The sequence below is a fragment of the Stenotrophomonas sp. Steno-Z2 genome (assembly GCF_056393235.1).
Genome location: NZ_JBWJOY010000002.1, coordinates 243,761 through 268,147 on the forward strand (window position 1 = coordinate 243,761; position 24,387 = coordinate 268,147).

The 24,387-nt window shown below is 69.9% G+C and carries 26 protein-coding genes; 10 read left to right on the forward strand and 16 right to left on the reverse strand.

Translation table 11 applies throughout. The annotated features are described in order from the left end of the window. Positions 1–37: 37 nt before the first annotated feature. Together AC06FP_RS06165 and AC06FP_RS06170 are read left to right on the forward strand one after the other, a co-directional pair. Entirely contained in the window at positions 38–478 is a 441-nt protein-coding gene (locus tag AC06FP_RS06165; RefSeq protein ID WP_433851310.1) for a SufE family protein, read from the forward strand. Next, positions 475–1,719 (forward strand): MFS transporter, encoded by a 1,245-nt coding sequence (locus AC06FP_RS06170; RefSeq protein ID WP_478074908.1) that lies wholly within the window; start codon positions 475–477, stop codon positions 1,717–1,719. The genes AC06FP_RS06165 and AC06FP_RS06170 overlap by 4 nt, the downstream gene beginning before the upstream one ends. Before the next feature lies 1 nt (position 1,720). Here AC06FP_RS06170 and AC06FP_RS06175 read toward each other — a convergent pair whose 3' ends face one another. Continuing rightward, positions 1,721–2,590: a DUF72 domain-containing protein gene (locus AC06FP_RS06175; RefSeq protein WP_478074909.1), complete on the reverse strand. Its 870-nt coding sequence runs from the start codon at positions 2,588–2,590 to the stop codon at positions 1,721–1,723. Positions 2,591–2,694: 104 nt separating this feature from the next. Next, positions 2,695–3,618 (reverse strand): NAD-dependent epimerase/dehydratase family protein, encoded by a 924-nt coding sequence (locus AC06FP_RS06180; RefSeq protein WP_478074910.1) that lies wholly within the window; start codon positions 3,616–3,618, stop codon positions 2,695–2,697. 95 nt (positions 3,619–3,713) lie between these two features. On the opposite strand from AC06FP_RS06180, the gene AC06FP_RS06185 reads away from it, so the two are divergent. After that, on the forward strand, positions 3,714–4,169 hold the full coding sequence (locus tag AC06FP_RS06185; RefSeq protein WP_478074911.1) for a MerR family transcriptional regulator: 456 nt from the start codon (positions 3,714–3,716) through the stop codon (positions 4,167–4,169). A 6-nt stretch (positions 4,170–4,175) separates the two neighbouring features. Here AC06FP_RS06185 and AC06FP_RS06190 read toward each other — a convergent pair whose 3' ends face one another. Together AC06FP_RS06190 and dksA are read right to left on the reverse strand one after the other, a co-directional pair. After that, positions 4,176–4,862, reverse strand: coding sequence for a type 1 glutamine amidotransferase domain-containing protein (locus tag AC06FP_RS06190; RefSeq protein WP_456119116.1), 687 nt, complete (start codon positions 4,860–4,862; stop codon positions 4,176–4,178). A gap of 334 nt (positions 4,863–5,196) precedes the next feature. Next, complete coding sequence (gene dksA, locus AC06FP_RS06195; protein WP_478074912.1) at positions 5,197–6,306, reverse strand: RNA polymerase-binding protein DksA; 1,110 nt, start codon at positions 6,304–6,306, stop codon at positions 5,197–5,199. Positions 6,307–6,565: 259 nt separating this feature from the next. Here dksA and yidD point away from each other — a divergent pair, with 259 nt between their 5' ends. The 4 genes from yidD to AC06FP_RS06215 all read left to right on the forward strand — a co-directional run bounded on the left by yidD (position 6,566) and on the right by AC06FP_RS06215 (position 9,884). Continuing rightward, a complete protein-coding gene (gene yidD / locus AC06FP_RS06200; RefSeq protein ID WP_478075295.1) occupies positions 6,566–6,838 on the forward strand; it encodes a membrane protein insertion efficiency factor YidD in 273 nt (90 codons plus the stop codon). A 1-nt stretch (position 6,839) separates the two neighbouring features. After that, positions 6,840–8,186 carry a dihydroorotase gene (locus AC06FP_RS06205; RefSeq protein WP_478074913.1) on the forward strand — a complete coding sequence of 449 codons (1,347 nt, stop codon included), beginning with the start codon at positions 6,840–6,842 and terminating at the stop codon, positions 8,184–8,186. Further along, entirely contained in the window at positions 8,186–9,037 is an 852-nt protein-coding gene (locus AC06FP_RS06210) for a M23 family metallopeptidase (protein WP_478074914.1), read from the forward strand. The genes AC06FP_RS06205 and AC06FP_RS06210 overlap by 1 nt, the downstream gene beginning before the upstream one ends. A gap of 298 nt (positions 9,038–9,335) precedes the next feature. Further along, the gene (locus tag AC06FP_RS06215; protein WP_478074915.1) at positions 9,336–9,884 is read left to right on the forward strand and encodes a DUF805 domain-containing protein; all 549 of its coding nucleotides are present in this window, start codon (positions 9,336–9,338) and stop codon (positions 9,882–9,884) included. A gap of 85 nt (positions 9,885–9,969) precedes the next feature. Here the strand turns inward: AC06FP_RS06215 and AC06FP_RS06220 are convergent, their stop codons facing one another. Both AC06FP_RS06220 and AC06FP_RS06225 read right to left on the reverse strand, forming a co-directional pair. Then, positions 9,970–10,659, reverse strand: a complete 690-nt coding sequence (locus tag AC06FP_RS06220) for a squalene/phytoene synthase family protein (protein WP_456119111.1) — start codon at positions 10,657–10,659, stop codon at positions 9,970–9,972. 73 nt (positions 10,660–10,732) lie between these two features. After that, positions 10,733–11,629 (reverse strand): helix-turn-helix domain-containing protein, encoded by an 897-nt coding sequence (locus AC06FP_RS06225; RefSeq protein WP_478074916.1) that lies wholly within the window; start codon positions 11,627–11,629, stop codon positions 10,733–10,735. Positions 11,630–11,716: 87 nt separating this feature from the next. On the opposite strand from AC06FP_RS06225, the gene AC06FP_RS06230 reads away from it, so the two are divergent. Further along, entirely contained in the window at positions 11,717–12,169 is a 453-nt protein-coding gene (locus AC06FP_RS06230; RefSeq protein ID WP_456119109.1) for a DUF6265 family protein, read from the forward strand. Between the two features lie 25 nt (positions 12,170–12,194). Here the strand turns inward: AC06FP_RS06230 and AC06FP_RS06235 are convergent, their stop codons facing one another. Genes AC06FP_RS06235 through efp form a run of 5 tightly spaced genes read right to left on the reverse strand, consistent with a single transcriptional unit; the run spans position 12,195 to position 16,220 of the window. After that, positions 12,195–12,881, reverse strand: a complete 687-nt coding sequence (locus AC06FP_RS06235) for a phosphoglycolate phosphatase (RefSeq protein ID WP_456119108.1) — start codon at positions 12,879–12,881, stop codon at positions 12,195–12,197. After that, positions 12,878–13,600, reverse strand: a complete 723-nt coding sequence (ubiG, locus tag AC06FP_RS06240) for a bifunctional 2-polyprenyl-6-hydroxyphenol methylase/3-demethylubiquinol 3-O-methyltransferase UbiG (protein ID WP_478074917.1) — start codon at positions 13,598–13,600, stop codon at positions 12,878–12,880. The genes AC06FP_RS06235 and ubiG overlap by 4 nt, the downstream gene beginning before the upstream one ends. Positions 13,601–13,627: 27 nt before the next feature. Next, entirely contained in the window at positions 13,628–14,971 is a 1,344-nt protein-coding gene (locus AC06FP_RS06245; protein WP_478074918.1) for a TRZ/ATZ family hydrolase, read from the reverse strand. Positions 14,972–15,010: 39 nt separating this feature from the next. Further along, the gene (locus tag AC06FP_RS06250) at positions 15,011–15,649 is read right to left on the reverse strand and encodes a TMEM175 family protein (RefSeq protein ID WP_456119105.1); all 639 of its coding nucleotides are present in this window, start codon (positions 15,647–15,649) and stop codon (positions 15,011–15,013) included. A 4-nt stretch (positions 15,650–15,653) separates the two neighbouring features. Next, positions 15,654–16,220: an elongation factor P gene (efp, locus tag AC06FP_RS06255; RefSeq protein ID WP_054665025.1), complete on the reverse strand. Its 567-nt coding sequence runs from the start codon at positions 16,218–16,220 to the stop codon at positions 15,654–15,656. Positions 16,221–16,320: 100 nt separating this feature from the next. Between efp and epmB the strand changes: the two genes are divergently transcribed. After that, positions 16,321–17,358, forward strand: coding sequence for an EF-P beta-lysylation protein EpmB (gene epmB / locus AC06FP_RS06260; protein WP_478074919.1), 1,038 nt, complete (start codon positions 16,321–16,323; stop codon positions 17,356–17,358). Between the two features lie 92 nt (positions 17,359–17,450). Here epmB and AC06FP_RS06265 read toward each other — a convergent pair whose 3' ends face one another. From AC06FP_RS06265 to AC06FP_RS06275, 3 genes are read right to left on the reverse strand one after another with little or no spacing between them, the layout of a single operon-like run. Continuing rightward, entirely contained in the window at positions 17,451–19,595 is a 2,145-nt protein-coding gene (locus AC06FP_RS06265) for a putative bifunctional diguanylate cyclase/phosphodiesterase (RefSeq protein ID WP_478074920.1), read from the reverse strand. Next, entirely contained in the window at positions 19,592–20,524 is a 933-nt protein-coding gene (locus AC06FP_RS06270) for a phosphate/phosphite/phosphonate ABC transporter substrate-binding protein (RefSeq protein ID WP_478074921.1), read from the reverse strand. Before AC06FP_RS06270 ends, AC06FP_RS06265 begins: the two co-directional genes overlap by 4 nt. A gap of 47 nt (positions 20,525–20,571) precedes the next feature. Next, a complete protein-coding gene (locus AC06FP_RS06275; protein WP_478074922.1) occupies positions 20,572–21,327 on the reverse strand; it encodes an RNA methyltransferase in 756 nt (251 codons plus the stop codon). Positions 21,328–21,447: 120 nt separating this feature from the next. Here AC06FP_RS06275 and AC06FP_RS06280 point away from each other — a divergent pair, with 120 nt between their 5' ends. Then, a complete protein-coding gene (locus tag AC06FP_RS06280; RefSeq protein WP_478074923.1) occupies positions 21,448–22,275 on the forward strand; it encodes an inositol monophosphatase family protein in 828 nt (275 codons plus the stop codon). Positions 22,276–22,666: 391 nt separating this feature from the next. On the opposite strand, the gene AC06FP_RS06285 is transcribed toward AC06FP_RS06280, so the two are convergent. Beyond that, positions 22,667–23,143: a hypothetical protein gene (locus tag AC06FP_RS06285; RefSeq protein ID WP_478074924.1), complete on the reverse strand. Its 477-nt coding sequence runs from the start codon at positions 23,141–23,143 to the stop codon at positions 22,667–22,669. A gap of 377 nt (positions 23,144–23,520) precedes the next feature. Beyond that, complete coding sequence (htpX, locus tag AC06FP_RS06290) at positions 23,521–24,384, reverse strand: protease HtpX (protein ID WP_478074925.1); 864 nt, start codon at positions 24,382–24,384, stop codon at positions 23,521–23,523. Positions 24,385–24,387 lie beyond the last annotated feature (3 nt).

A 24,387-nucleotide genomic window follows, 5' to 3' on the forward strand; every position in this document is an offset into this window, starting at 1 on the left:
AGGGAGAGGGGCTCGCGACGACAACACAAGACCCGAGATGACCGACTCCCCCTTCCCCCTCGAAGCCACCGCCGCCGAAGCGCAGGCCGCGATCGCCGACGAATTCTCCTTCTTCGGCGACTGGTCCGAGCGCTACCAGTACCTGATCGACCTGGGCCGCAAGCTGCCGGCCTTCCCGGATGAGTGGAAGACCGAAGAGCACCGCCTGCACGGCTGCCAGTCGATGGTGTGGATCGTGCCGGAAGGCAACGCCGGGCGGCTGGTGTTCCATGCCATCAGCGACTCGGCCATCGTCTCCGGGCTGATCTACCTGGCGCTGCGCGTCTATTCGGGCCGCTCCGCCGCCGAGATCCTGGCCACCGAGCCGGACTACGTGGCCGCCATCGGCCTGGCCCGGCACCTGTCGCCGACCCGCAGCAACGGGCTGGCGGCGATGCTGTCCTTCATCCGCGACACCGCGCGGTCGCAGCCGCAGTGAGCGCCGGCACCGGCGATGCGGGTCTGGGCGCGCTGCTGCGCCAGGCCGGCTTCGTGCAGCTGCTGGCCTACCGCATCACCGCGATGCTGTCCTACCAGATCGTCGCGGTCACGGTCGGCTGGCACATCTACGAGATCACCCGCAATCCGTTCTCGCTGGGCCTGGTCGGCCTGGCCGAAGTGCTGCCCTATTTCTGCGTGGCGCCGTTCGCCGGCTACCTGGTGGACCACCTGCCGCGGCGCCGGCTGGGCATGGTCGCCAGCCTCGGGCTGGTCGCCACCGCCGCCATCCTCTGCGCGGTCGCGCTGGGCGGGCTGCCGTTCCGCGGCGTGTGGCCGATCTACCTGGCCATCGCGCTGACCGGCATGGTCCGCGCCTTCCTGTCGCCGATCTACAACGCGCTGTTCGCGCGCGTGCTGGCGCGCGGGCAGTACGCGCGCGGCGCCGGCTTCGGCAGCGTGGTGTTCCAGGCCGGCATGGTGCTCGGGCCGGCGCTGGGCGGCGTGCTGGTCGGCTGGGGCGGCAAGGGCCTGGCCTATGGCGTGGCCGCGTCGATGGCGGCGCTGGCCGTTGTCGCGCTGGCCATGCTGCGGGTGCAGGAAGCGCCGCCGCCGCAGACCCGCGCGCCGATCTTCGCCAGCATCGCCGAGGGCGCCCGCTTCGTGCTGTCCACGCCGGTGATGCTCGGCGCGATGGCGCTGGACATGTTCTCGGTACTGCTCGGCGGCGTGGTGGCGATGCTGCCGGCCTTCATCCAGGAAATCCTGCATTACGGCCCGGAAGGCCTGGGCATCCTGCGCGCGGCGCCGGCGCTGGGCTCGGTATGCGTGGGGCTGTGGCTGGCCCGCCACCCGCTGCACCGCAACGCCGGCCGCGTGCTGCTGTACGCGGTGGCCGGCTTCGGCCTGTGCGTGATCGGTTTCGGCCTGTCGCACAGCTTCTGGCTGTCGGCGGCGATCCTGCTGTTCTACGGCGCCTTCGATGGCGTGTCGGTGGTGGTGCGCTCGACCATCCTGCAGTTGGCCACGCCCGACGAGATGCGCGGCCGGGTGTCGTCCATCAACGGCATCTTCATCAGCTCCTCCAACGAGCTGGGCGCGTTCTACGCCGGCACCATGGCGCGGCTGCTCGGCCTGGTGCCCGCGGTAGTGGTCGGCGGCTGCGCGGTACTGGGCGTGGCGGGCATCACCGCGTGGAAGAACCCGACGCTGCGGCGGTTGAACCTGCGCGACCTGCAATAGGTCAGAACAGCGCCGGCTGCGGCGCGGCGGCAACCGGCGCATGCAGTTCCGGCAGGCCCGGCAGGCGCCCGCGCAGCAGCGCATGGAAACGCAGTGCCTGTTCGGCGGCAAGGCGGTTGTCCGGGGTATGCAGGAATACATGCGGCGTGCGCCCCTGCTCGATCCAGGCGGCGACACGTTCGACCCACGGCAGCAGCCAGGCCTGGTTCGCCTCCAGGTCCGGCCCGCCGATGAAACGCACCTGCGGGCTGTTGCTGAATGCAGCGGCCCGCACCGGCAGGCGCGGTTTCTTCGACTGCGCGTGCCGCACCGCCAGGTCGTCGGCGGTGCAGGCGAACAGCGCGCGCGAATCCAGGCAGATGCGCTCCACGCCGCGCGCGTGCAGCAGGCGGTTGAGCGCGCGCTCCTCCGCGCCGCGGGCGAAGAACGCCGGATGGCGCACTTCCACGGCCCGCTCGCGCGTGGCGAGGTGATCCAGCCACGCCGCCAGTTCGTCCAGCCGCTCCGGGCCGAAGCGGGCCGGCAACTGCAGCCACAGGGGCGCGACGCGGGGACCGAGCGGCGCCAGCAGGTCCAGGAATTCCGTGGTGGCCTGCAGGTGGTCGCGCAGGTCGCCCTGGTGGCTGATGTCGCGCGGCAACTTGGCGCAGAAGCGGAAATCCGCCGGCATCGCTTCGGCCCAGCGCCGCACCGTGGCGGCGGCGGGCCGCGCGTGGAAGGTGGTATTGCCCTCCACCGCGTTGAAGGTGCGCACGTAGTACTCCAGGCTCTCGCCGGCCCGCAGATCGGCCGGGTAGAACGCACCGCGCCAGGCCGGCGCGTTCCAGGACGGGCAACCAAGTCGGTAAGGCAGGTGCTGGAGCATGGTCATGGCAGGCGGCATCGGCGGCCCAGTCTAAGCCGCGCCCCTCGCACCGGCTGCGATGCGCCACGCGCTGCCGGGACGGCCAACAGCATGGCGGCGCGCTGTCGAGCCTAGGATCCAGCGCAGATCGACGCCAGCCCTTCCCGATAGGACGTCACCCTGAAATCCGGGAAGCGGCGCTTGAACCGGCCGGAGTCGAACAGGTTGTCGTGCTCGTAGCGGGGCAGCAGTTCCCACATCTCGCGCACCCGCGGCGAAACCAGGCCGGCGGCGATCAGCGCCCACTTGCCGATGACGCCGTGGGACGGCTCCCGGCCGAAGACCTCGCAGGCCATATCGGCGAACTGTCCGTAGGTGGGCCGCTCGTCGCAGCACGGCAGATGCCAGGTCTGCCCATAGGCGTCCGGCGCGTTGCCCAGGGCCGCCAGCGCCCGGCTCGCATCCGGCGTCCAGATCAAGGTACGCAGCCTGTCGTCGCGCACCGGCACGCGCGGCGTCCTGCCGGCCTTGAGCCGGTCGATGACCAGTGCGTTGGTGAAGCTCTGCGTCCTGCCGGGACCATAGAACTCCGGTGCCCGGCCGATGAGCACGGGCATGTCGCCACGCGCCATTTCCTCCAGCACCATCGACGCCATCGCCGCACGCACCCTGCCCTTGCGCCCGACCGGCGCGAACGGCGTCGCCTCCGTCTGCAGGCGACTGTCCTGCGGGTACATGTAGGTATTGTCGAAATAGGCGAAGCGGGCTCCCGCGGCGCGGCTCGCATCCAGGGCGTTCCTCAGCATCGTCGGGAACTGCCTTTCCCACAGCGCCGTGTCCGGCGGCAGGCCGGCGGTGAAATAGACGACGCTGCTGCCCTCGACCGCAGCGGCGGTCTGCGCGGCATCGAGGAGATCGGCGGCAACCGTCGTGTCGTCGTCATTGACCTTGCGTGGATGGCGGCTGACCAGGCGCAGTCCGTCGCAATGGCCACGCCGCAGTTCCCGCGCCAGCTCCACGGCGATCTGTCCATTCGCCCCCAGAATCGTCTGCATTGCGTCCTCCTCGATGGGTCGCATTGGTTCTGCCGCCGAGGCTAACCTTGAAGTAGAGTTCAAGGTCAAATCCCCCGCCTTGGAAGATCGCCCGCATGAAGATCGGGGAACTTGCCGAGCGCACCGGCCTCGCCCCGTCGCGCATCCGCTTCTATGAGCGCATCGGCCTGCTCAGGGCGGTCGAACGCCAGGCCAACGGCTACCGCCGCTATCCGGCCGAAGCAGTGCTGGCGCTGCAGCTGATCACGACCGCGCAGCGGGTGGGCTTCAGCCTGGACGAACTGCGCACACTGCTACCTGGCGACCTGGCGCAGTGGGAGCATGGCGCGCTGCTGGACGCGCTGCACCGCAAGGTGGCCGACATCGAGGCGCTGCAGCTGCAACTGGCACGGGGCAAGGCGCAGCTGGTCGAACTGATCGGGCAGATCCAGGCCAGGCCGCAGGACATGGGCTGCGAAGCAAACGCGCAGCGGGTGCTGGCGGGCATGCGGCTGGCGGAAACGGACGATGCACGGCCTCCCGCGACCGCCCGGAGGCCGGCCCGGCGCTGATTTCCGTCAGCGAAGCAGCGCCGCGACCTGCCTGGCGGTCGCCCTGGCCGACTGCGGGTTCTGGCCGGTCACCAGGCGTCCATCGACCACCACCCTGGGGACGAACGGCAGCCATGCCTTTTCGTAATGCGCGCCGCGCTTTCTCATTTCCTCCTCGGCGTTGTACGGCACCTTGCCGGCGACGCCGGCCAGCACCTCCTCCCGCCACGAGAAGCCGGTGAGCCGACGCCCGGCGACCAGCAGGGAGCCATCGGAAAGCCGTGTGTTCAGCAGGCCGCAGTAACCGTGGCACACCGACGAAACGATGCCGCCACGCTCAAAGACGTCCCGCGCGATGCGCTGCAGTTCCTGCGCGTCCGGGAAATCCCACATGACCGCGTGCCCGCCGGTGAAGTAGACCGCATCGAAATCCGCCGCGTCGATGGCGTCTGGCCGGGCGGTCGTGGACAGCAGCGCCATGCACGCCGGATCGGCCAGCCATGCCTTCGCGGTGGCGTCGAGGTGCGGCCACTTCAGCGAGCGCGGCTCCAGCGGCGAGACGCCACCGGCCGGGCTCACCAGGCGTTGCTCATGGCCCTGCGCGGCGAACACCTGCCAGGCATGAGTCAGTTCCGACAGCCACAGGCCGGTCGGCTCGTTGCCGTCGCCATAGCGGGCCACGTTGCTGACTACGTGCAGGATGCGTCGGGGCATGCGATGGAACCTCTTTGAAAACGGATCCTGACTTCGAAGCGGTGTTGAAGGTCACTCGGCCACGGGGAGATGCCGCCACCGTACCACCGCCCCTGGAAATCTGCCGGAGCGGACAGCATCGCAGGGTCTGGGTGCGCATCGCCGGTGTGGCCAGGACAGAACGCCGTGCGGAGCAGGCCGGCTTGGGCGTGGCTGCAACCTCACCACCGCTCCCTGGGGCTGCCTTCGGAGCCTCCCGGTTGCCCGCATTCCGGCCTGGACGCGTTGCGGATCATATGAACAAAAACCCCGCGCTGGGCGCGGGGTTTGAACAGGCGGCAGCGACGCGGAAGCCTCAGTCGCCCTGCTGCTTCTGCAGATGCTCCCAGCGCTCCTGCGCATCGATGGTGCGCTCGGCGGTGAGGCGCGCTTCCAGGCGCTCCAGGCCGATTTCCTCGCCGGTGTCCACGCAGTAGCCGTAGTCGCCCGATTCCAGCCGCTTGAGCGTGCTGTCGATCTTGCCGATCAGCTTGCGGTAGCGGTCGCGGGTGCGCAGCTCCAGCGAGTTCTCGGTCTCGCGGGTGGCGCGTTCGGCTTCGTCGCCGATGTCGCGCACTTCCTCGCGCAGGTTCTCGATGGTCTGCTTGGATTCCTCGACCAGGTCGGCGCGCCAGTCCTGCAGGCGCTGGCGGAAGTACTCCTGCTGCAGCGGGCTCATGTACTCCTCGTCCGCAGACGGCTTGTAGCCGGCCGGCAGGATCGGGCGACCGGTCGCCTCGTCGGTCTTGTACTCGATCACTTTGTGCTTGCTGCGCGGGGCCGGGGCGGCCGAGCGCGCGGTTACGGCAACGGCGACCTTGCCGACCGGACGGACGGCGGCGGGTGCGGCGGACTTGACGGCGGTCTTTGCGGGGGATTTCGAAACAGGCACGGGATTCTTGGATTGCGGGGCCTTGGCCACCGGAGCCGGTGCCTTCGCCGCCGGCACCGGGGCCGGGGCGGGAACCTTCTTGGCGACTTCGGCCTGGACAGGCTTGGCCGGCACCGGCCTGGCGGCCGGTTTCGGTACGGACTTGACGACGGGTTTGCTGACCGGGGACTTGGAAGCCTTGGCTGCCGTCTTCACGGCGGCCTTGGCCACCGGCTTGGCAGGCTTGGCGGCCTTGACCACCTTGGCCGCCGGAGCGGTCACCTTCTTCGCCGGGGCCTTGCTGGCGGCCACCTTCTTGACGGGCGCCTTCTTGACCGCGGCCTTCTTGGCCACCGTCTTCTTGGCGGGCGCTGCCTGCTTGGCCGGGGCCTTCCTGGCCACCACCTTCTTCGCAGGCGCCTTCTTCGCAGCCGGCTTGGCGGTCTTGGCGGCCGGTTTCTTGACTACCGGCTTGGGCGCCGCCTTCTTGACTGCAGGTTTGGCGGTTTTCTTGGCGACCTTGACGGCCTTTTTTGCAGGTTTTTTAGCAGCCACGAAACGCTCTTCCTTGTTTCCCCCGGGGCCCGGGAAAGCGGGCCTTTATAGCCTACCCGACCAGCAGCGGCAACCGCGCCGACCGCCCCGACATGAACGGATGCCCGAGCGGCCCGGAGCGGCCCGGCGGCATCGCCGGATCGTCCCGCGCAGTTCGGAACGTGACCAGGCACGACCGGCGTACCCGGTGGGTGGAAGGCGTCCGAAGTCCGCCTGCCGCCTGTCCGGCATCGTGCGACAAATCCTTGGGCAATGCCAGCTGGCTTATCATCCCCGGGTGATCGGCCGACTTCTCATCGCCCTGCTGCGCTTCTACAAGCGCTTCATCAGCCCCCTGCTGGGGCCGCGCTGCCGCTTTGTCCCCAGTTGCTCCGAATACGCGATGGACGCGATCGGCGTACACGGCCCATTGCGGGGCGGCTGGCTTACGCTGCGCCGGCTCGGCCGCTGCCATCCGCTCCACCCCGGCGGCTTCGATCCGGTCCCGGAAAAGGCCGCCGCCCCCTCTTGCCGCTGCACAGGAAAACACTGACATGCCCTCCACGCTCATCACCAATGCCCGCATAGTCAACGAAGGCCGCACCTTCGACGGCGACCTGCGCATCGAGGACGGCCGCATCGCGCAGATCGGCAGCGGCCTGGCGCCGCGCGCCGGCGAGGAGGTGGTGGACGCCGCCGGCCGCTGGCTGCTGCCGGGCATGATCGACGACCAGGTGCATTTCCGCGAACCCGGGCTGACGCACAAGGGCGACATCGCCACCGAATCGGCCGCGGCCGTGGCCGGCGGCCTGACCAGTTTCATGGACATGCCCAACACCAACCCGCCGACGCTGGACTCCACCATCCTCGAGGCCAAGTACGAACTGGCGCGCGGCCGCGCCTGGGCCAACTACGGTTTCTACCACGGCGCCAGCAACGACAACCTTGAAGCCATCCGCGTGCTCGACCCGAAGAAGGCGCCGGGCGTGAAGGTGTTCATGGGCGCCTCCACCGGCAACATGCTGGTGGACGACCCGGACACGCTGGACGCGATCTTCCGCGACTGCCCCACCCCGATCATCACGCACTGCGAAGACACGCCGATGATCGACGCCAACATGAAGGCGTTCCAGGAGAAGTACGGCGAGGCGCTGACCGCGGACATGCACCCGGACATCCGCTCGCGCGAGGCCTGCATCAAGTCGACCCGGCTGGCGATGTCGCTGGCGCGAAAGCACGGTACCCGCCTGCACGTGCTGCACATTTCCACCGCCGACGAACTGGCGCTGTTCGAGAAGGGCCCGCTGATCCGCGCCGACGGCAGCCGCAAGCAGATCACCGCCGAGACCTGCGTGCACTTTCTGCACTTCGCCCGCCCGGACTATGCGACCAAGGGCAACCTGATCAAGTGCAACCCGGCGATCAAGGAAGTGTCCGACCGCGAGGCGATCACCGCCGCGCTGGCCGAGGACGTGCTGGACGTGCTGGCCACCGACCATGCCCCGCACACCTGGGAAGAAAAGCAGAAACCCTATGCGCAGGCGCCGTCCGGCCTGCCGCTGGTGCAGTACGCGCTGGTCGCCGCGCTGGAGCGCGTGCACGAGGGCAAGCTGACCCGCGAGCAGGTGGTGCAGAAGTTCGCGCATGCGCCGGCGCAGCTGTTCGACGTGGAGGAGCGCGGCTTCCTGCGCGAAGGCTACTTCGCCGACCTGGTGCTGGTGGAGGACGTACCGTTCACGGTCAGGCGCGAGGACGTGCTGTCCAAGTGCGGCTGGTCGCCGTTCGAAGGCACCACCTTCCGCTCGCGCGTCGCCTCCACCTGGGTCAATGGCCAACGGGTGTGGGACGGCAGCAGGCTGGTGGGCCAGCCCGCCGGCCAGCGCATGACCTACGCCCGCTGATGCGGTCGGCCTTCGTGTCCGGGGTGCTGCTGCTCGCGGCGCCCCTGCTTCCCGCTCCGCCGGCGCAGGCGCAGGACGGCATCGCCGAACTGGTCGACAACCGCGTGGTGTTTCCGGCCAGCGCCTCGCAGGGCGCGCTGGTGATCGGCAAGGTGCCGGCCGGCAGCACGGTGCGCTACGCCGGCCGCGACCTGCGGGTCAGCGCCTACGGCAGCGTGGTGTTCGGCATCGGTCGCGACGAAAAGGGCCCGCTGCAGGTGCAGGTGCGTCGCCCGGATGGCGGCAGCGAGACCGCGGCGATCGCGGTGACGCCGCGCGACTGGCCGGTGGAACGGGTCAACGGCGTGCCGCCGAAGACGGTGAACCCGCCGCCGGCCATCGCCGAGCGCATCGCCCGCGAGCAGGCGCAGGTCACTGAATCGCGCCGGCGCGACGACAACCGCACCGATTTCACCCAGACCTTCCTGTGGCCGGTGCAGGGCCGCATCAGCGGCCGCTTCGGCAATGCCCGCGTCTACAACGGCCAGCCCGGCGCCGGGCATTCGGGCATGGACATCGCCGCGCCGGCCGGCACGCCGGTGAAGGCGCCGGCCGCCGGCATCGTCACCTTCGCCAACCCGGACCTCTACCTGACCGGCGGCACCTTGGTGCTCGACCATGGCTTCGGCATCAGTTCCAACTTCCTGCACCTGTCGCGCATCGACGTGAAGGTCGGCGACCGCATCGAGCAGGGCCAGGTGATCGCCGCCGTCGGCGCCACCGGCCGCGCCACCGGCCCGCACCTGCACTGGGGAATGAACTGGTTCGATGTGCGCATCGATCCGCTGCTGGTGCTCGAACGCGGCAAGTAAACCTGGAAGTCCCCCGTCTGCCTGGGGCCGCGGCGGTAGTTCTTCCCACGTACGCTTGGCACGGCGCTTGAGCCGAGAGCAACCGCCACCCTTCGCCGCACAGGCGCGCGGCGACACCGCGCCATCGTCGCCTGTTTCCAGCCTGCCTGCTCCAGTACACCCGGGAGCCGCGGCGGCCGGGTTCGCCCCCCCTGCAGTCGGATCCGTGTCCTGTCCGTGTCGGCTTCGTGCCGTCACCGGGCCGGGCATTCGGCGGGATGATGGCGGAATCCGACCCCAGTGCCCCAAAGGAGCATCCATGCACGTCAATGGCACCCGCCTTCGCGAGCTGCGCGCCGCCCGCCAGTGGTCGCAGGAACAGCTGGCCGCGTTGAGCGGCCTGAACTTGCGGACCATCCAGCGCCTGGAATCGGGCACGAAGATCTCGACGGAGTCGCTGCGGGCACTGGCCGCCGTTTTCGAAGTACCCGCCGAGAGCCTGCTGATGGGCGAGCCGACACCCAGCCAGCCGGCCCTGCTGGCCATGCGCGAGGGGGTGCTGCGCGGGCTGGAGTTCAACGGCGTCACGCCACGCGCGGATTTCTGGTGGTTCGCACTGGCCGTGACCATGCTGCTGGCCTTCGCTCAGCTGCTTGCCGAGGCCGTCGGCCCGCTGCCGCTGCAACTGGCTTCGCTGCTGGTGCTGCTGCCGTGGCTGGCGGCCTGCACGCGGCGTCTGCGTGACGCGGGCTTCAATCCCTGGTGGCAGCTGATCAGTCTGGCGCCGGTGGCCGGCATCCTGGTGCTGCTCTATCTGCTCACCTATCCGACCAAGGCGAAGGAACCGCCAGCGGCTCCGCCGGCCTGAGGCGCAGCTTCTCCGGCAACGCTGGCCCGACCGGCCGTTGCACGGTCGACAGCCGGCCAGCGACCGCACCGGAGTCTGCGCAGATTCAGCCGCGCGCGGCCCACCAGCTTCGCCACAGCAGCCCGGCCGGGCTCGGCTGGTAGTCGCCACCGCGGATGCGGGCCCGCAGGCGCGCGCGGGCCAGCGCCGCATAGAGCCGGCGCGGGCGCGGCCCGGCGACACGCGCGGGCCAGCGCGCGAGCAGCGCCTGCTGCCATGAGGTTTCGCCGCCGGCAGCGGCAGGCACCGCGGCGGCACCCAGGTCCTGCACGCGCTGCGCCAGCATCTGGGTCAGCACCGCGTCGCCGGCCCTGGGCTGCAGCGGCGCATCGAACAGCGCCGCTTCCACCGCCGCCACCGCGTCGGCGAAGCGCTGCAGCGAACGGCGCGCCTGCGCCGGGTCGGCGGCGGCTTCGCGGGCCTCGACCAGGTCCGGCAGCGCTTCGGCCAGCTGCGCCCAGGGCGCCCGCACCGGCTCCAGCACGCGCCCCAGCGGATGCCGCGAACGCTGCCCGGCCCAGCTGCGCAGTTCCTCGCCCCACCAGCCGAGCTTGGCATTGGCCGGCAACGGGTCGCCGGCGGTGTTGAGCATGTCGTCGAATTCCTGCAGCAGGGCGAACCACGCCAGCGTGCGGCGATGCAGCTCCGGGGCGAGGAAACGGTCGACCAGCGGCCACTCGGGCCAGCGCTCGCGCCATTTGTCCAGGAAGCCGTCCAGCGAATCAGATCCAGTCATGCGCCCATTGTAAGAACCTGCCCGCGCGCCGTCTGCCGCCCTGCGCCCGCGCCGGCAGGCAGGCAGGCGCGCGTCAGGCGGTGGCCGGCCGGCGCTTTCCCGGCGAACGCGTACCACGTGCCGGCGCCGCCGGGGCGGCGCTGCTCCCCCGCACGAAGGCGGCCGCCAGCCGCAGCGCATCCTCGCCTTCGCGGTTGCCGCGCAGGGCGCGCATCAACCGGGCCGGGGTGACGCCGGTCCAGCTGACCAGCTCGTGCGTGGCATGCGCCTGGTCGCTGTAACCGTGGCGCGCGGCCGCGTCGGCGATGTCCGCATCTTCGGCGTCCAGCGTGCGCAGCAGGGCCTGCAGGCGGCGCACGCGGGCGTATTCCTTCGGGGTCATGCCCACCGCGGCGAGGAAACGCGGCTGCAGGGTACGCAGGCCGATGCCCAGCCGCCGCGCCAGTTCGGCGATGCGCAGGTCGCCATCGGCGGCGTCGAGCAGGGCGACGGCACGCTCGATGAGCGCGTCGGGCGCGAAGCCGGCGTCCAGCTCCCGCAGCAGCCGCCACAACGGCTCCGGCGACCGGGTGGCGGCGTAGGCGCGCGCGGCGTCGGCGAAGCGGGCGGCGAAGGCCGGGTCCAGCGTGTACAGGTCGGGCGCATGGTCGCGCAGCCCGGGCAGCCGCGCGCCGGCCACCAGCGCGCTGCTCGCCGGCTTCAGCCGCACGCCGATGCAGAACACCGGCCCGGCCGCCTGCAGCCGGACCGGGCCGCGCTGCTGGGCGGCGAAACAGAACGGCTGGTCGGAGCGGACCTGCCCGTCCGCGCCATGGAAGCGCAGCGGCACGCCCAGCTCGGCCAGCAGTTCGCAACAGCCGTCCGGATAGATGACCTGCACCTGGGCGTCGGGGGCGTCGTCGCGCAGCACCCACAGGCACCGCACGTGGCGCTGCAGGTCGGGCGGTGGCGGATGCTCGATGTAGTCCATGCGCCATCGAACCCCGCGCTGCGCGTTTTTACAAGCGCCGCGACCAGGGCACGACTAGCCTGCCGCCATCCATAGGGGAGACGGAACATGACGAAGGCAGGAATCGTGCTGGGTACGGGCATGGCGCTGGCGGCCGGGACGGCCACCGCGGGCGAACTCGACTGGCTGGCAGGCCAGTGGTGCGGCGGCGACGCGGAGCGGAAGATCGAGGAAGTATGGCTGCCGGAAGCCGGTGGCGCGTTGCTGGGCATGTCACGCACGGTACGCGGCGGCGGCACCGAGTCGTTCGAGTTCATGCGCCTGGTGCCCACCGGCAGGGACGCGGGCCTGCATGTCCAGCCCAACGGCGTGGCGCCGACCGTGTTCGCCATCGCCGACCGCGGCGACGGCTGGGTGGTCTTCGCCAACCCGGCACACGATTTCCCCAACCGCATCGAATACCGGCGCGATGGCGCGGGGTTGCGGGCTTCCATCTCAGGGCCCGGAGAAGACGGGAAGACGCTGGAAATCCCGTTCGCCTACCACCGCTGCGGCGGTTGATCGACGCGCCTGCGGCCGCGCGGTCTCAGCGCCGGCCGCGCGGCCACGGCCAGGCGGCCGGCTCCAGCAGCGCGGCCGGTGTGGCCGCCATCACGTCGGCCTGCCACAGCACCGGGTCGTCGCTGTCCGGGCGGTAGCCCCACAGCGCCGCGACCGCCGGCATGGCGGCCGCGCGCGCAGCCTGGATGTCGCGCTCGTCGTCGCCGACATAGACGCACTGGTCCGGCGTCGCGCCGATCCGCTGCGCGGCCACCTGCAGCGGCAGCGGATGCGGCTTGCGCTCGGCCAGGGTGTCGCCGCCGATCAGCACCGCGCAGCGCTGCTCCCAGCCCAGCTGCGGCAGGATCAGCCGCGCCAGGTATTCGGGCTTGTTGGTGACGATGCCCCAGCGGCTGCCCGCCTGTTCCAGCGCCTGCAGCATGTCGGCGATGCCGTCGAACAGCCGCGCATGGCGGCCGATCAGCGACTGGTAGACGTCGAGGAATTCGGGCACCAGCGCGTGGCGCTCGCTCTCGGCCATGTGCGGGAAGGCCACCGCCAGCATCGCCCGCGATCCTTTGGATACCACCGGGCGCAGCGGCTGCGCGGTCAGCGCGTCCATGCCGCGCGCCTGGCGCATGGCATTGGCGGTAACGACGAAATCCGGCGCGGTATCGAGCAGGGTGCCGTCCAGGTCGAACAGCACCACCGGCGGGAATGACGATGCGCTCACGCCTGGTCCGGCTTGACCGCGAAGGCCAGGTAGTTGATGTCGGTGCGGCGGCTCAGGCGCGCGCGGTTGCGCCAGGGCTCGTAGGCCATGCCGCTGATGTCCTGCAGCTGCAGCCCGGACTGGCGCAGCCAGGCGCCCAGCTCGGCCGGCCTGATGAACTCCTGGTAGTGGTGCGTGCCCCGGGGCAGCAGCCGGGCGATGTATTCGGCGCCGACCACCGCCACCGCGAACGCGGCCGGGGTGCGGTTGATGGTGGACAGGAACAGCTTGCCGCCGGGCCGCAGCAGGCGCTGGCAGGCGGCGATGATCGCGCCCGGGTCCGGCACGTGCTCCAGCATCTCCATGCAGGTCACCACGTCGAACGCGCCGGCCTGTTCGGCGGCCAGGTCCTCGGCGGCCTGCACCCGGTAATCGACCTGCACGCCCGATTCCAGCCCGTGCAGGCGCGCGACCTTGACCAGTTCCGGCGCCAGGTCGATGGCGGTGACCTGCGCGCCCTCCTTCGCCAGCGCCTCGCTCAGCAGGCCGCCGCCGCAGCCGATGTCCAGCACCTTCGCGCCACGCAGCGTGGCGCGGTCGGCCACGTACTGCAGCCGCACCGGGTTGAGCGCGTGCAGCGGCTTCTGCGGGCCGTCGGCGTCCCACCAGCGGTTGGCCAGCGCGGCGAACTTGTCCAGCTCGGCCTGATCGAAGTTGTTGGACGTCGGGGCTGCGGTCATTTCAGGGTCCTCGTGAAACCGCCGCGCTCAGGCGCGGACGGAACGGATGCGGTCGCGCCACTGGCGGGCGTTGGCGGTGATCGCCGCCACGTCCATGCCCACCAGTTCGCGCTGCACCAGCTTCGGCTGGCCGGCGATCCACACATCGCTGACCTGGTGGCGGCCGGCGGCATAGACCAGCTGCGACAGTACGTGGTGCAGCGGCTGGGTTTCCAGCGCCGACAGGTCCACGCAGGCCAGGTCGGCCTGCTTGCCGACCTCGATCGAGCCGATCTTCTCGCCGAAGCCCAGCGCGCGCGCGCCGCCCAGCGTGGCCGCGCGCAGCGTGGTGGCCGCGTCCAGCGCGGTGGCGTCGTTGGCCACGGCCTTGGCCAGGATCGCCGCGGTGCGGTTCTCGCTGAACATGTCCAGGTCGTTGTTGCTGGCGCAGCCGTCGGTGCCGATGGCCAGGTTCACGCCCGCGCGCAGCAGCGCGCAGGCCGGGCAGAAGCCCGAGGCCAGCTTCAGGTTCGACTCGGGGCAATGCACCACGTGCACGCCGCGCTCGGCGCACAGGTGGATCTCGCCTTCGGTGAGCTGGGTCATGTGCACCGCGATCAGGCGGTCGTTGACCAGGCCCAGGCGGTCCAGCCGCGCCAGCGGGCGCTGGCCGTGCAGCTTCAGCGAGTCGCTGATTTCCTGCGCGGTCTCGTGGGTGTGCAGGTGCACCGGGATGTCGAGCTGGTCGGAGAGCATGCGCACCCGCTCGAAATTGGCGTCGTTGACCGTGTACGGCGCGTGCGGCGCGAACGCGGTGCCGATCAGCGGGTCGCCGCGCCACTGGTCGTGCAGTTCGGTCGCGCGGGCGAAGTACTCGTCGTCGCTCTTCGCCCAGGCGCTGGGGAAGTCGATGATCACCGCGCCGACCAGCGCGCGGAAGCCGTGCTTCCTGTACACGGCGGCCTGCACGTCGGCGAAGAAGTAGTTCTCGTTGGCGCAGGTGGTGCCGCCGCGCAGCATCTCGGCGATGGCCAGGGTGGTGCCGTCGGCGACGAACTCGGGGCCGATCACCGCCGCTTCCACCGGCCAGATGTGCTCGCGCAGCCAGGTCATCAGCGGCAGGTCGTCGGCGACGCCGCGCAGCAGGGTCATCGGGTTGTGGGTATGGGCGTTGACCAGGCCCGGGATCAGCGCCGCCTGCGGGCGCGACACCACTTCCCTGGCCTGGAAGCGCGCACGCGCCTCGGCGCGCGGCAGCACCGCCACGATCTCGCCGCCGCGGACCGCCACCGCGTGGTCTTCCAGCACCACCGCGTGCGGCTCGACCGGCACCACGTAGCCGGCTTCGATCAGGAGGTCGCAGCTGGGCGCTGCGGTTTGATGGACTGTCATTGCAAAGTTTCCTTCCGGGGCCGGACCGCCATCGCGCACTCAGTCGCCGCGGGCGAGGATGCGCCGCCTGGCGAGGATGGACAGCGGGAAAATCAGCGCGAATACCAGGACCGCCCACTTCCCCGGGACGAACAGGCCCAGCGGAATGGCGGAGGAAAAGACCAGCAGCGGGATCAACCCACGCGCCAGCAGCAACCGGGCCTGGGCCGGGCCGAGCCGGGCGCGCAGGTCTTCCTGCTCCACCACCCTGCGCCGGACCAGCCAGGAGAACAGCGAGATGCCGGTGAGCACCAGCGCGTAGAAGACGAAATGCTCCGACACCTGGCGCGTGGCGAACGGCATCAGCACGACGAAGAACAGCTGCAGCAACGCCAGCCATACCACCTTGCCGTTGACCCGCCGCACATGCTTCCAGGTGAGCATGTGGCCTACCCAGAACAGCCCGGTCACGAAGAAGCTGATGACGTAGGACAGCAGCAGGCCGAAGGTCTCGCCCCAGGCCTGGTCGGCGCCCACCCGTTCGATCAGCTCGCTGCCCGGCAGTCGCAGTTCGATCGCCAGCAGGGTGATGACGATGGCGAACACCGCGTCGCAGAAATTCACCACCCGCTCATGCGGAAACCGGTCCTCGCGGACCGGTTCCTCGACAGCCTGCTCGACGCCGGCGGGTTCGCGCATGGGTTTACTTGACGCGCGCGGAGTATTCGCCGGAGCGGGTATCGACGCGGATCACTTCGTCCTGGCCGACGAACAGCGGCACGCGCACCACCGCGCCGGTTTCCAGGGTGGCCGGCTTGCCGCCGCCGCCGGAGGTATCGCCGCGCACGCCCGGGTCGGTCTCGGTGATCTTCAGTTCGACGAAGTTCGGCGGCTGCACGGCGATCGGCTCGCCGTTCCACAGGGTGACCACGCAGGATTCCTCGCCCTTGAGCCACTTCTCGGCGCCGCCCATGCCGGCCTTGGTCGCCTGCACCTGCTCGAAGGTTTCCGGGTCCATGAAGTGCCAGTACTCGCCGTCGCTGTACATGTAGTTCATGTCGGTATCGACGACGTCGGCCGCATCCAGCGAGTCGGTCGACTTCATGGTGATTTCCTGGGTGCGGCCGTCCTTGATCAGGCGGTACTTCACGCGGGTGAACGCCTGGCCCTTGCCCGGCTTGACGTACTCGGTGTCGATGATGACCGCCGGTTGGTTGTTGACCAGGATCTTCATCCCGTTCTTCACGTCGTTCATGCCGTAGCTGGCCATGCTGGAACTCCTGATAAGTGGCAAAACCGGCGCGCACGCGGCGGCCGGATTAGAATGGAACGCCCGCCTCGAAGGCGGGCATCTGTTTTTCTGGTCGCCCATGATAACCGCAGCCCTCGCCCCCGCTCCACAGCCATCCCCCGCCCCCCTGCCCGCCGGCCGCTGGCAGGCGCATTGGCGGCAGGCGATCCGCGACCCGGCCGAGCTGCTGGCCGGGCTGGGGCTGGCGGCCGCCGACCTGGGCGTGTCGGCGCAGGCGCTGGCGCAGTTCCCGCTGCGGGTGCCGCGCGGGTTCGCCGCGCGCATGCGCCCGGGCGACCCGGCCGACCCGCTGCTGCGCCAGGTCCTGCCGGTCGACGCCGAGATGCGGGTGGTGCCGGGGTTCAGTTTCGACGCGGTCGGCGACGGCCCGGCGAAGAAGGCCACCGGCGTGATCCAGAAGTACCGCGGCCGCGCCCTGCTGGTGGCCACCGGCAGCTGCGCGATCAACTGCCGCTACTGTTTCCGCCGCCATTTCGACTACGCCGGCGAGAACGCCGCCCGCGGCGGCTGGCAGGAAGCGGTGGCGGCCATCGCCGCCGACCCGTCGATCGACGAGGTGATCCTGTCCGGCGGCGACCCGCTGTCGCTGGCCACGCCCAAACTGGCCGAACTGACCGGGGCACTGGCCGCGGTGCCGCACATCCGGCGCCTGCGCATCCACAGCCGCCTGCCGGTGGTACTGCCCGAGCGCGTGGACGACGAACTTGTGCGCTGGCTGGCCGGCCTGCCGTGGCCGCTGGCCTTCGTGATCCATGCCAACCACGCCAACGAATTCGACGCCGGCGTCGATGCCGCCCTCGCCCGCCTGCGCGGCGCCGGCGCGCAGCTGCTCAACCAGGCGGTGCTGCTGCGCGGCGTCAACGACGACGTCGACGCCCTGGCCGCGCTGAGCGAGCGCAGCTTCGCCGCCGGCGTGCTGCCCTACTACCTGCACCAGCTGGACCGGGTGCAGGGCGTGGCCCATTTCGAGGTCGACGACGCGCGCGCGCTGGAACTGCACGCGGCGCTGGCTGCGCACCTGTCCGGCTACCTGGTGCCCAGGCTGGTGCGCGAGATCGCCGGCGACACCGGCAAGCGGCCGCTGCACGCCGCGTAACGGCGGGGCACGCCCCGCCCGGGCTTTGCCGGTACGCCCCCCTTGCGGGGGCAAGCCCCGCACATGCCTGCGTTGGGATCGCCGGCGATGTATCAGGCCGCCGGGTCCGGCGTCGCGTCCAGCAGGCGCACCAGGTCGTCCGAATCCAGCGGACGCGCCAGCCAGTAGCCCTGTACCAGGTCGCAGCCACGCGCGTTGAGCAGGTCGAACTGGGCCTGGTGCTCGATGCCCTCGGCCACGACGGTGATGCCCAGCGCATGGGCCATGGCGATGATCGCGGTGGTCAGGGCCAGGTCGTCCGGGTCGCGCTGCAGGTCGGCGACGAAGCTCTTGTCGATCTTGACCCCGTCCACCGGCACCTGGCGCAGGTGGCTCAGCCCGGAGAAACCGGTGCCGAAGTCGTCCAGCCACACTTTCACCCCGGTGCGGTGCAGCTTTTCCAGCAGCGAGGCGGCCAGCATTTCATCGCCGATCACCGCCGTCTCGGTCAGTTCCAGGTGCAGGCGCGAGGCGGCCAGCCCGGAAGCGTGCAGGCACTGCTCCACCGCTGCGACGAGGTCGCCGCTACGCAGCTGCCGCGGCGATACGTTGACCGAGACGAACAGCTCCTCGCCGGCGGCGTTGCACGGCCACTGTCGCGCCTGCTGGCAGGCGGCGCGCAGCACCTTCGGCCCCAGCGTCTGGATCAGCCCGCTCTGCTCGGCGATGTCGATGAACATCGACGGCGGAATCGCGCCCAGCGCCGGGTGCTGCCAGCGCAGCAGCGCTTCCACGCCGATCAGCATGCGGTCCAGGGTACGGAAGATCGGCTGGTAGACCAGGCGCAGTTCGCCGCGCTCCCAGGCGCCGCGCAGCTCCTGCTCCAGGTGCAGGCGCCGCTCGACCGCATGGTCCAGTGCGCGGCTGTAATAGCGGAAGCAGCTCTTGCCGGCCAGTTTGGCCTGGTACATGGCGATGTCGCCGTTCTTGAGCAGGCCGGTGGCATCGCTGGCGTCCTCGGGGAACAGGGTGATGCCGATCGAACTGCCGAGGAAGATCTCGCGCCCCTGCACCTGCAGCGGATGCCCGAGGTCGGCCACCAGCCGCTTGGCCAAGGCGGTGGCCATGTTTTCCACCCTGCCCGTCTCGTTGCCGATCAGGATCACGAATTCGTCGCCGCCGAAGCGGGCCAGCAGGGCATCGTCGCCGCCGTCCTGCTCCACCGCCGCGGCGATGCGCTGGGCGAACTGCAGCAGCGCGTCATCGCCCGCCTCATGGCCGAGGGTGTCGTTGACCCGCTTGAACTCGTCGATGTCGATGAACAGCAGCGCCAGCCCCTGCCCCGATGCCCGCGCGCCGAGCAGGCGGTGGTCCAGCGCCTCGCGGAAGGCCAGGCGGTTGGTCAGGCCGGTCAGCGAATCGGTATAGGCCATCTGCCGTACTTCGCGGTCGTGGCGCGCGATGCTCTGCCCCATCCGGCCGAAGGTACGCAGCAGCTCGCCGATCTCGTCGCCGCGGCGCGTGTCCTGCTGTTCCACCTGGTAGTCGCCGGCCTCGATGCGGCGCGCGGCGCTGCCGAGCCAGCGCACCGGCTGCACCAGGGTGCGCTGCACGTACAGCGCCACCAGGCAGGCCAGGCCGACCAGGGCCACCATCATCAGCATCACCCAGGCCAGCTGGCGCCGGTTGGCCAGCCCCATGCGCTGCTCCAGCGCCGCCCTGGCCTCGGCCTCCTGCGCCCGCACCGGCGCCAGGTCCATGCCCAGCCGCAGGCCGCCGATGCGCTGCCCGCCGACACGCAGCGGAAGGTCCACCTCCAGCACCATCGCCGACTCCTGCATGCGCAGCTGTTCGGCGCTGATCGCCCCCTGCGCCAGCGGGTCCTGCATCTGCCGGCCGTAGCCGGCGACCTCGACCGAGCCGTCGTGGACCAGCCGCCCCTCGGCATCGTGCACCAGCACGTAGCTGACCGATTTCTGGCTGGCGGCACTGCGCAACAGCGCGCCGATCGCGTCCAGGTCGGAGAAATACAGCGGGTTGACCAGCGCGTCGGCCAGCGAGGTCGCCAGCGAGGTGCCCTGCTCGCGCACGCTGTCGTCGAACACCTGGCTGACCACGCTGCTGCTGGCCTGCAGCAGTTCGCGCTGGGCCGCCGCCTGCCGCGCCAGCAGCACCGCGACGATCGCGATGACCACCAGCACCGCGGCGCCGGCCACGCACAGGAAGCGGGCCTGCAACCCGAAGCGCGGCCGTTTCATTCCACCTCCATGCGGACCCGGACCAGGCCGGCGCGCAGCCGGTCGAGCGCGCGCTGGCTGGCCGGATCCAGCCGGTGGAAGGCTGAGGTGCCGAAGAACTTGCGCAAGGCCGGGCCGGCCGCCGGGTCGTTGCTGGCTTCCAGCAGCACCTCCTGCAGGCGTGCCCGTACCGCCGGGTCCATGCCCGGCCGCACCATTTCCACCGCACGCGGCACGTCGTCGCTTTCGTACAGCACGCGCATGTCGCGGCGGAACACCGCCGGCACGCGCCGCTCGTCGAGCCAGTCGACATTGCTGACCACCCCGGCGTCGACGACCCGCTTGTGCACGAAGGTGGAGATGTTCAGCTCCGAGCGCGCGAACACATAGCCGACCGTGTCGGCGGTGGGCGTGTCCTGCGGGGTAAGCAGGATTTCCGGGCGCACGCCGTGGGCGAGCAGTTCCATCACCGGCACCAGGTAGGAACTGGTGGACCAGGCGCTCTGCATCGCCAGGGTGCGCCCCTTCAGCTCGTCCAGCGTGTTGATCGGGCTGTCGCGGCGGACGAAGAACACACTATGGTAGGCCGCCACCCCGCCGCGTTCGGTCAGCAGCAGCGGCTCGGCGCCGCTGCGCTGGCGCAATGCCATGGCCGTGCCCGACGTCTCCGTCACCCAGTCCACGCGCCCCCGCCGCAGGTAGCTGGCCATCTGCTGCATGTCCTTGGCCATCAGGATGCGGCCCTCGACGATCCCCACGTCGCGCATCCTTGGAACCACGTAGTCCAGCAGGGGCTTGAGCTGTTCGTAGTGCGACTTCGGATCGTCGCTCAGCCGCCCCAGTACCAGCACCGAACGCTCGGCTGCCGCCCCCACGGCGGGCAGCGCCACGGACAACACCAGCACGGCTCCCCAAAGCCATTTTGAAACACGCAAACCGGCGCTCCCCACAGAGTAAGCGCACAGACTATCCGAAAAATCCCCGGATGACGGATGTCTCAGTTTTGCCGTTCGTTGGCCAGCCGCGCCATGCGCTGGGCGTCGGACAGGATGCCGCGCAGCAGGCGGACTTCCTGCTCGGACAGCTCGGCCTTCATGAACAGGCGGCGCAGCTTGCGCATGGCCGATTCCGGGGCGCGGCCCTTGTGGAAATCGATCTGCTCCAGGGTGTCGCCAAGCTGGCCGAACAGGCCTTCCAGCTGCGCATGGCTGGCCGGCGCCTCGCCATACCCGGGCTCCGCCGGCGCCCCGGCCTGCCCTTCCAGCTGCGCCATGCGCACCTCGTAGGCCAGCACCTGCACCGCCGCAGCCAGGTTCAAGGAGCTGAATTCCGGATCGGAAGGAATATGCACGGCGGCGTGGCACAGCTGCAGTTCGTCATTGGTCAGGCCGGTGCGCTCGCGGCCGAACACGAAGGCCACCTCCGCCGGCTCGTTGGCCCTAGCCACGGCGCGCTGGCCGGCGACTTCCGGCAGCAGCTCCTCCAGCTGCACGCGGCGCGCGCGCGCCGTGCAGCCCAGCACCAGCCGGCAATCGGCCACCGCCTCGGCCAGCGTGGCGAACACCGGGGCGTCGCCCAGCACATCCTCGGCCCCGGCCGAGCGCCGGTAGGCGACCTCGTCCAGCGGCTGCTCCGGCGCCACCAGCACCAGCTTGGACAGCCCCATGGTCTTCATCGCCCGCGCCGCCGCGCCGATGTTGCCGGGGTGCTGGGTGCCGACGAGGACGAAGCGGATGCGGGCGGAAGCGGACATGGCGAAAAAAGTCAGGAGCGGGACAGCCGCAGATGGTAAACTGCGCGGCCGGCCCGTGCGCCGGGACCGCTCTTTTCCTCCGCCAGTCCGACCCATTCGCCTTCACGGGAGCCCTTCGCCATGCAGAAACCCGCCGTCACCGTCATGGTCAAGGCCGCACGCCTCGCCGGCAACGTCCTGTTGCGCAACATCAACAAGCTCGAAGCGCTGAACGTGGTGCAGAAGGGCCGGATGGACTACGCCAGCGAAGTCGACGGCGATGCCGAGAAGGTGATCGTCAAGGAACTCAAGCGCGCCTACCCGGACTACGGCATCTACGGCGAGGAAGGCGGCCTGCAGGGCAACGGCCGGCAGATGTGGGTGATCGACCCGCTGGACGGCACCAGCAACTACCTGCGCGGCTTCCCGCACTACTGCGTGTCCATCGCCCTGGTCGAGAACGGCGAACCCACCGACGCGGTGATCTTCGACCCGCTGCGCAACGAACTGTTCACCACCTCCAAGGGCGCCGGTGCCGTGCTCAACGACCGCCGCATCCGCGTGGCCGAGCGCAAGGACCTGGACGGCACCATGATCCACACCGGCTTCGCCCCGCGCGAACGCGCCCGCGCCGGCAGCCAGCTCAAGACGGTGGACACCTTGCTGGTGCAGGCCGAGGACATCCGCCGCACCGGCTCGGCGGCGCTGGACCTGGCCTACGTGGCCTGCGGCCGCGCCGACGCCTATTTCGAGGCGGGCGTGAAGGCCTGGGACATCGCCGCCGGCGTGCTGCTGGTGCGCGAGGCCGGCGGCAAGGTCTGCAACTACCGCGGCGCCACGCTGGCGCGCATGGACGACAAGGGCCCGGAAACACAGCAGGTGGTGGCCGGCAACCTGAAGGTATGCGAGGCGCTGCAGAAGGTGATCGTCAACACCGGCCATGCCGCGGAGTTCGATCCGAAGTTCTGATCCGGCCTTCCCCGCGATCCTGGACGGCGCCTGCGAGGGCGCCGTTTCCGTTTCCGGCATGGCGCCCGCCGTAGCCGCCGCGAGCCGGCGGTTCCCGCTGCCGCAGCCATGCAATCTCCCCGACTGGGGGCTTCGGCTTCGGCTTCGGCTTCGGCTTTGGCTTTGGCTTTGGCTTTGGCTTGGCTTCGGCTGTAGCTGTTGCCTTTGCTTTTGACTTTCCGTGCCCCCTTCCGCAGCGACGGAGCCAGCGGGAAAAACCCGAAGGGCGACGCGCATGGACGCGCGTCGTTTTTCGACGAGACAGGGATGTCTCGTCGAAAAATCCCGCTGGCGGAGTGGACCCAGCCCGCGCAGCGGGCTGGGCACGGAGGCAGGGGCGTGTTTCTCTTGGTTACTTCTCTTTGCACGAGCAAAGAGAAGTAACTCGCTCCTGCGAAGCAGGGGCGAAAGCTCTGCTTTCATGCTTGGCCTCTGCCTTGGCCTCTGCCAAGGCCTCTGCCTTGGCCTCTGCCTTGGCCTCTGTCTTGGCCTCTGCCTTGGCCTCTGCCTTGGCCTCTGTCTTGGCCTCTGCCTTGGTCTCTGCCTTGGTCTCTGCCTTGGTCTCTGCCTTGGTCTCTGCCTTGGTCTCTGCCTTGGTCTCTGCCTTGGTCTCTGCCTTGGTCTCTGCCTTGGTCTCTGCCTTGGTCTCTGGCTTGGTCTCTGGCTTGGCCCTTTGACTATCGCGTTGGTACAGATGTCCAGGGAAAGCCAGAGCAAGGGCGGAAGCAGGATCAAAGGCTTTCGCTCCCCTTCGGGGCGCGAGCCACCTTGACCAGCCATTCGGCTGTTGAAGAGCTCTTCTTTGCTCGTGCAAAGAAACGTGGCCCAAAGAAACACGCCTCTGCCTCCGCGCCCTCCGTGCCTGCGGCACTCCGGGTCCACTCCGCCGCCGGGATTTTTCGACACGACATCCCTGTCGTGTCGAAAAACGACGTGCTCGCCCGCTTTGCGGTCGAGTCCGGGGCAGCCGCCGCACGGCGGCTGCCCGTCCGGCGGGGCGAAGCAGTGCTTCGCCTATTTCCGCCGAACCCCTGCACGTCGCCCCTTCGGGGTGTTGTCCGTCGGCTCCGTCGCTGCGGAAGGGGATACGAAGTCAGAAGCGCAGGAGCCAAGGCACAAGCGAGAGCGAGAGTGGAAACGCTGCTCCAATGAAAAACGCCCGGCATCTGCCGGGCGTCCTTGGGCTACTGCGGGCTGTCGAACCGATCACGCCACCGTCGAAGAGCGCAGCGCAGCGATGCGCTCCTCCAGCGGCGGATGGCTCAGGAACAGCTTCTTGGCCGTCGCCCCGGCGATGCCGAACGCCGCGATCTGGGTCGGCAGCGTGCTCTGGCCGTGGTTGAGCTTCAACCGCTCCAGCGCGGCGATCATCTTCTGCCGGCCGGCCAGGTTCGCGCCACCGGCGTCGGCGCGGAACTCGCGGCGACGCGAGAACCACATCGCGATCATCGTCGCGAACAGGCCGAACACCATCTCCAGCACGAACACGATGATGTAGTAGGCAAAGCCGCGGCCGCTGTCGCGGTTGCCCGACAGCGCGCTGTCGATGATGCCGCCGACCACGCGCGCCAGCACGATCACGAAGGTGTTCAGCACGCCCTGCAGCAGCGCCATGGTGATCATGTCGCCGTTGGCCACGTGCGAGATCTCATGGCCCAGCACCGCCTCGGCCTCGTCCTCGCTCATGTTGTGCAGCAGGCCGGTGGATACGGCCACCAGCGCGTTGTTGCGGTTGGCGCCGGTGGCGAAGGCGTTGATCTCCGGGCCGTCGTACACCGCCACTTCCGGCATGCCGATGCCGGCGGCCTTGGCCTGGCGCGCCACGGTGTCCAGCAGCCAGCGCTCGGTCTGGTTGCGCGGCTCGGTGATCACCACCGCGCCGGTGCCGCGCTTGGCCATGAACTTGGACAGCAGCAGCGAGATGATGGAACCGCCGAAGCCGAAGATCGCGGCCATGACCAGCAGGCCGCTCATCTGCGCCGGGTTGACGCCCAGCAGGGACATCACGATGCCGGCCAGGATCAGCACGGCAAAGTTGGTCAACAGGAACAGGCCGATACGGGTAAACATGCG

Excerpts from the sequence above, each read along its gene's own strand:
- epmB (WP_478074919.1), top strand. The coding sequence starts at position 16,321 with ATGATAACCGCAGCCCTCGCCCCCGCTCCACAGCCATCCCCCGCCCCC.
- AC06FP_RS06185 (WP_478074911.1), top strand. The coding sequence starts at position 3,714 with ATGAAGATCGGGGAACTTGCCGAGCGCACCGGCCTCGCCCCGTCGCGC.
- AC06FP_RS06165 (WP_433851310.1), top strand. The coding sequence starts at position 38 with ATGACCGACTCCCCCTTCCCCCTCGAAGCCACCGCCGCCGAAGCGCAG.
- AC06FP_RS06220 (WP_456119111.1), bottom strand. The coding sequence starts at position 10,659 with ATGACTGGATCTGATTCGCTGGACGGCTTCCTGGACAAATGGCGCGAG.
- AC06FP_RS06280 (WP_478074923.1), top strand. The coding sequence starts at position 21,448 with ATGCAGAAACCCGCCGTCACCGTCATGGTCAAGGCCGCACGCCTCGCC.
- AC06FP_RS06265 (WP_478074920.1), bottom strand. The coding sequence starts at position 19,595 with ATGAAACGGCCGCGCTTCGGGTTGCAGGCCCGCTTCCTGTGCGTGGCC.
- AC06FP_RS06205 (WP_478074913.1), top strand. The coding sequence starts at position 6,840 with ATGCCCTCCACGCTCATCACCAATGCCCGCATAGTCAACGAAGGCCGC.
- AC06FP_RS06230 (WP_456119109.1), top strand. The coding sequence starts at position 11,717 with ATGACGAAGGCAGGAATCGTGCTGGGTACGGGCATGGCGCTGGCGGCC.
- AC06FP_RS06210 (WP_478074914.1), top strand. The coding sequence starts at position 8,186 with ATGCGGTCGGCCTTCGTGTCCGGGGTGCTGCTGCTCGCGGCGCCCCTG.
- AC06FP_RS06215 (WP_478074915.1), top strand. The coding sequence starts at position 9,336 with ATGCACGTCAATGGCACCCGCCTTCGCGAGCTGCGCGCCGCCCGCCAG.
- ubiG (WP_478074917.1), bottom strand. The coding sequence starts at position 13,600 with ATGACCGCAGCCCCGACGTCCAACAACTTCGATCAGGCCGAGCTGGAC.
- AC06FP_RS06190 (WP_456119116.1), bottom strand. The coding sequence starts at position 4,862 with ATGCCCCGACGCATCCTGCACGTAGTCAGCAACGTGGCCCGCTATGGC.
- htpX (WP_478074925.1), bottom strand. The coding sequence starts at position 24,384 with ATGTTTACCCGTATCGGCCTGTTCCTGTTGACCAACTTTGCCGTGCTG.
- efp (WP_054665025.1), bottom strand. The coding sequence starts at position 16,220 with ATGGCCAGCTACGGCATGAACGACGTGAAGAACGGGATGAAGATCCTG.
- AC06FP_RS06275 (WP_478074922.1), bottom strand. The coding sequence starts at position 21,327 with ATGTCCGCTTCCGCCCGCATCCGCTTCGTCCTCGTCGGCACCCAGCAC.
- AC06FP_RS06180 (WP_478074910.1), bottom strand. The coding sequence starts at position 3,618 with ATGCAGACGATTCTGGGGGCGAATGGACAGATCGCCGTGGAGCTGGCG.
- AC06FP_RS06175 (WP_478074909.1), bottom strand. The coding sequence starts at position 2,590 with ATGACCATGCTCCAGCACCTGCCTTACCGACTTGGTTGCCCGTCCTGG.
- AC06FP_RS06225 (WP_478074916.1), bottom strand. The coding sequence starts at position 11,629 with ATGGACTACATCGAGCATCCGCCACCGCCCGACCTGCAGCGCCACGTG.
- AC06FP_RS06245 (WP_478074918.1), bottom strand. The coding sequence starts at position 14,971 with ATGACAGTCCATCAAACCGCAGCGCCCAGCTGCGACCTCCTGATCGAA.
- AC06FP_RS06250 (WP_456119105.1), bottom strand. The coding sequence starts at position 15,649 with ATGCGCGAACCCGCCGGCGTCGAGCAGGCTGTCGAGGAACCGGTCCGC.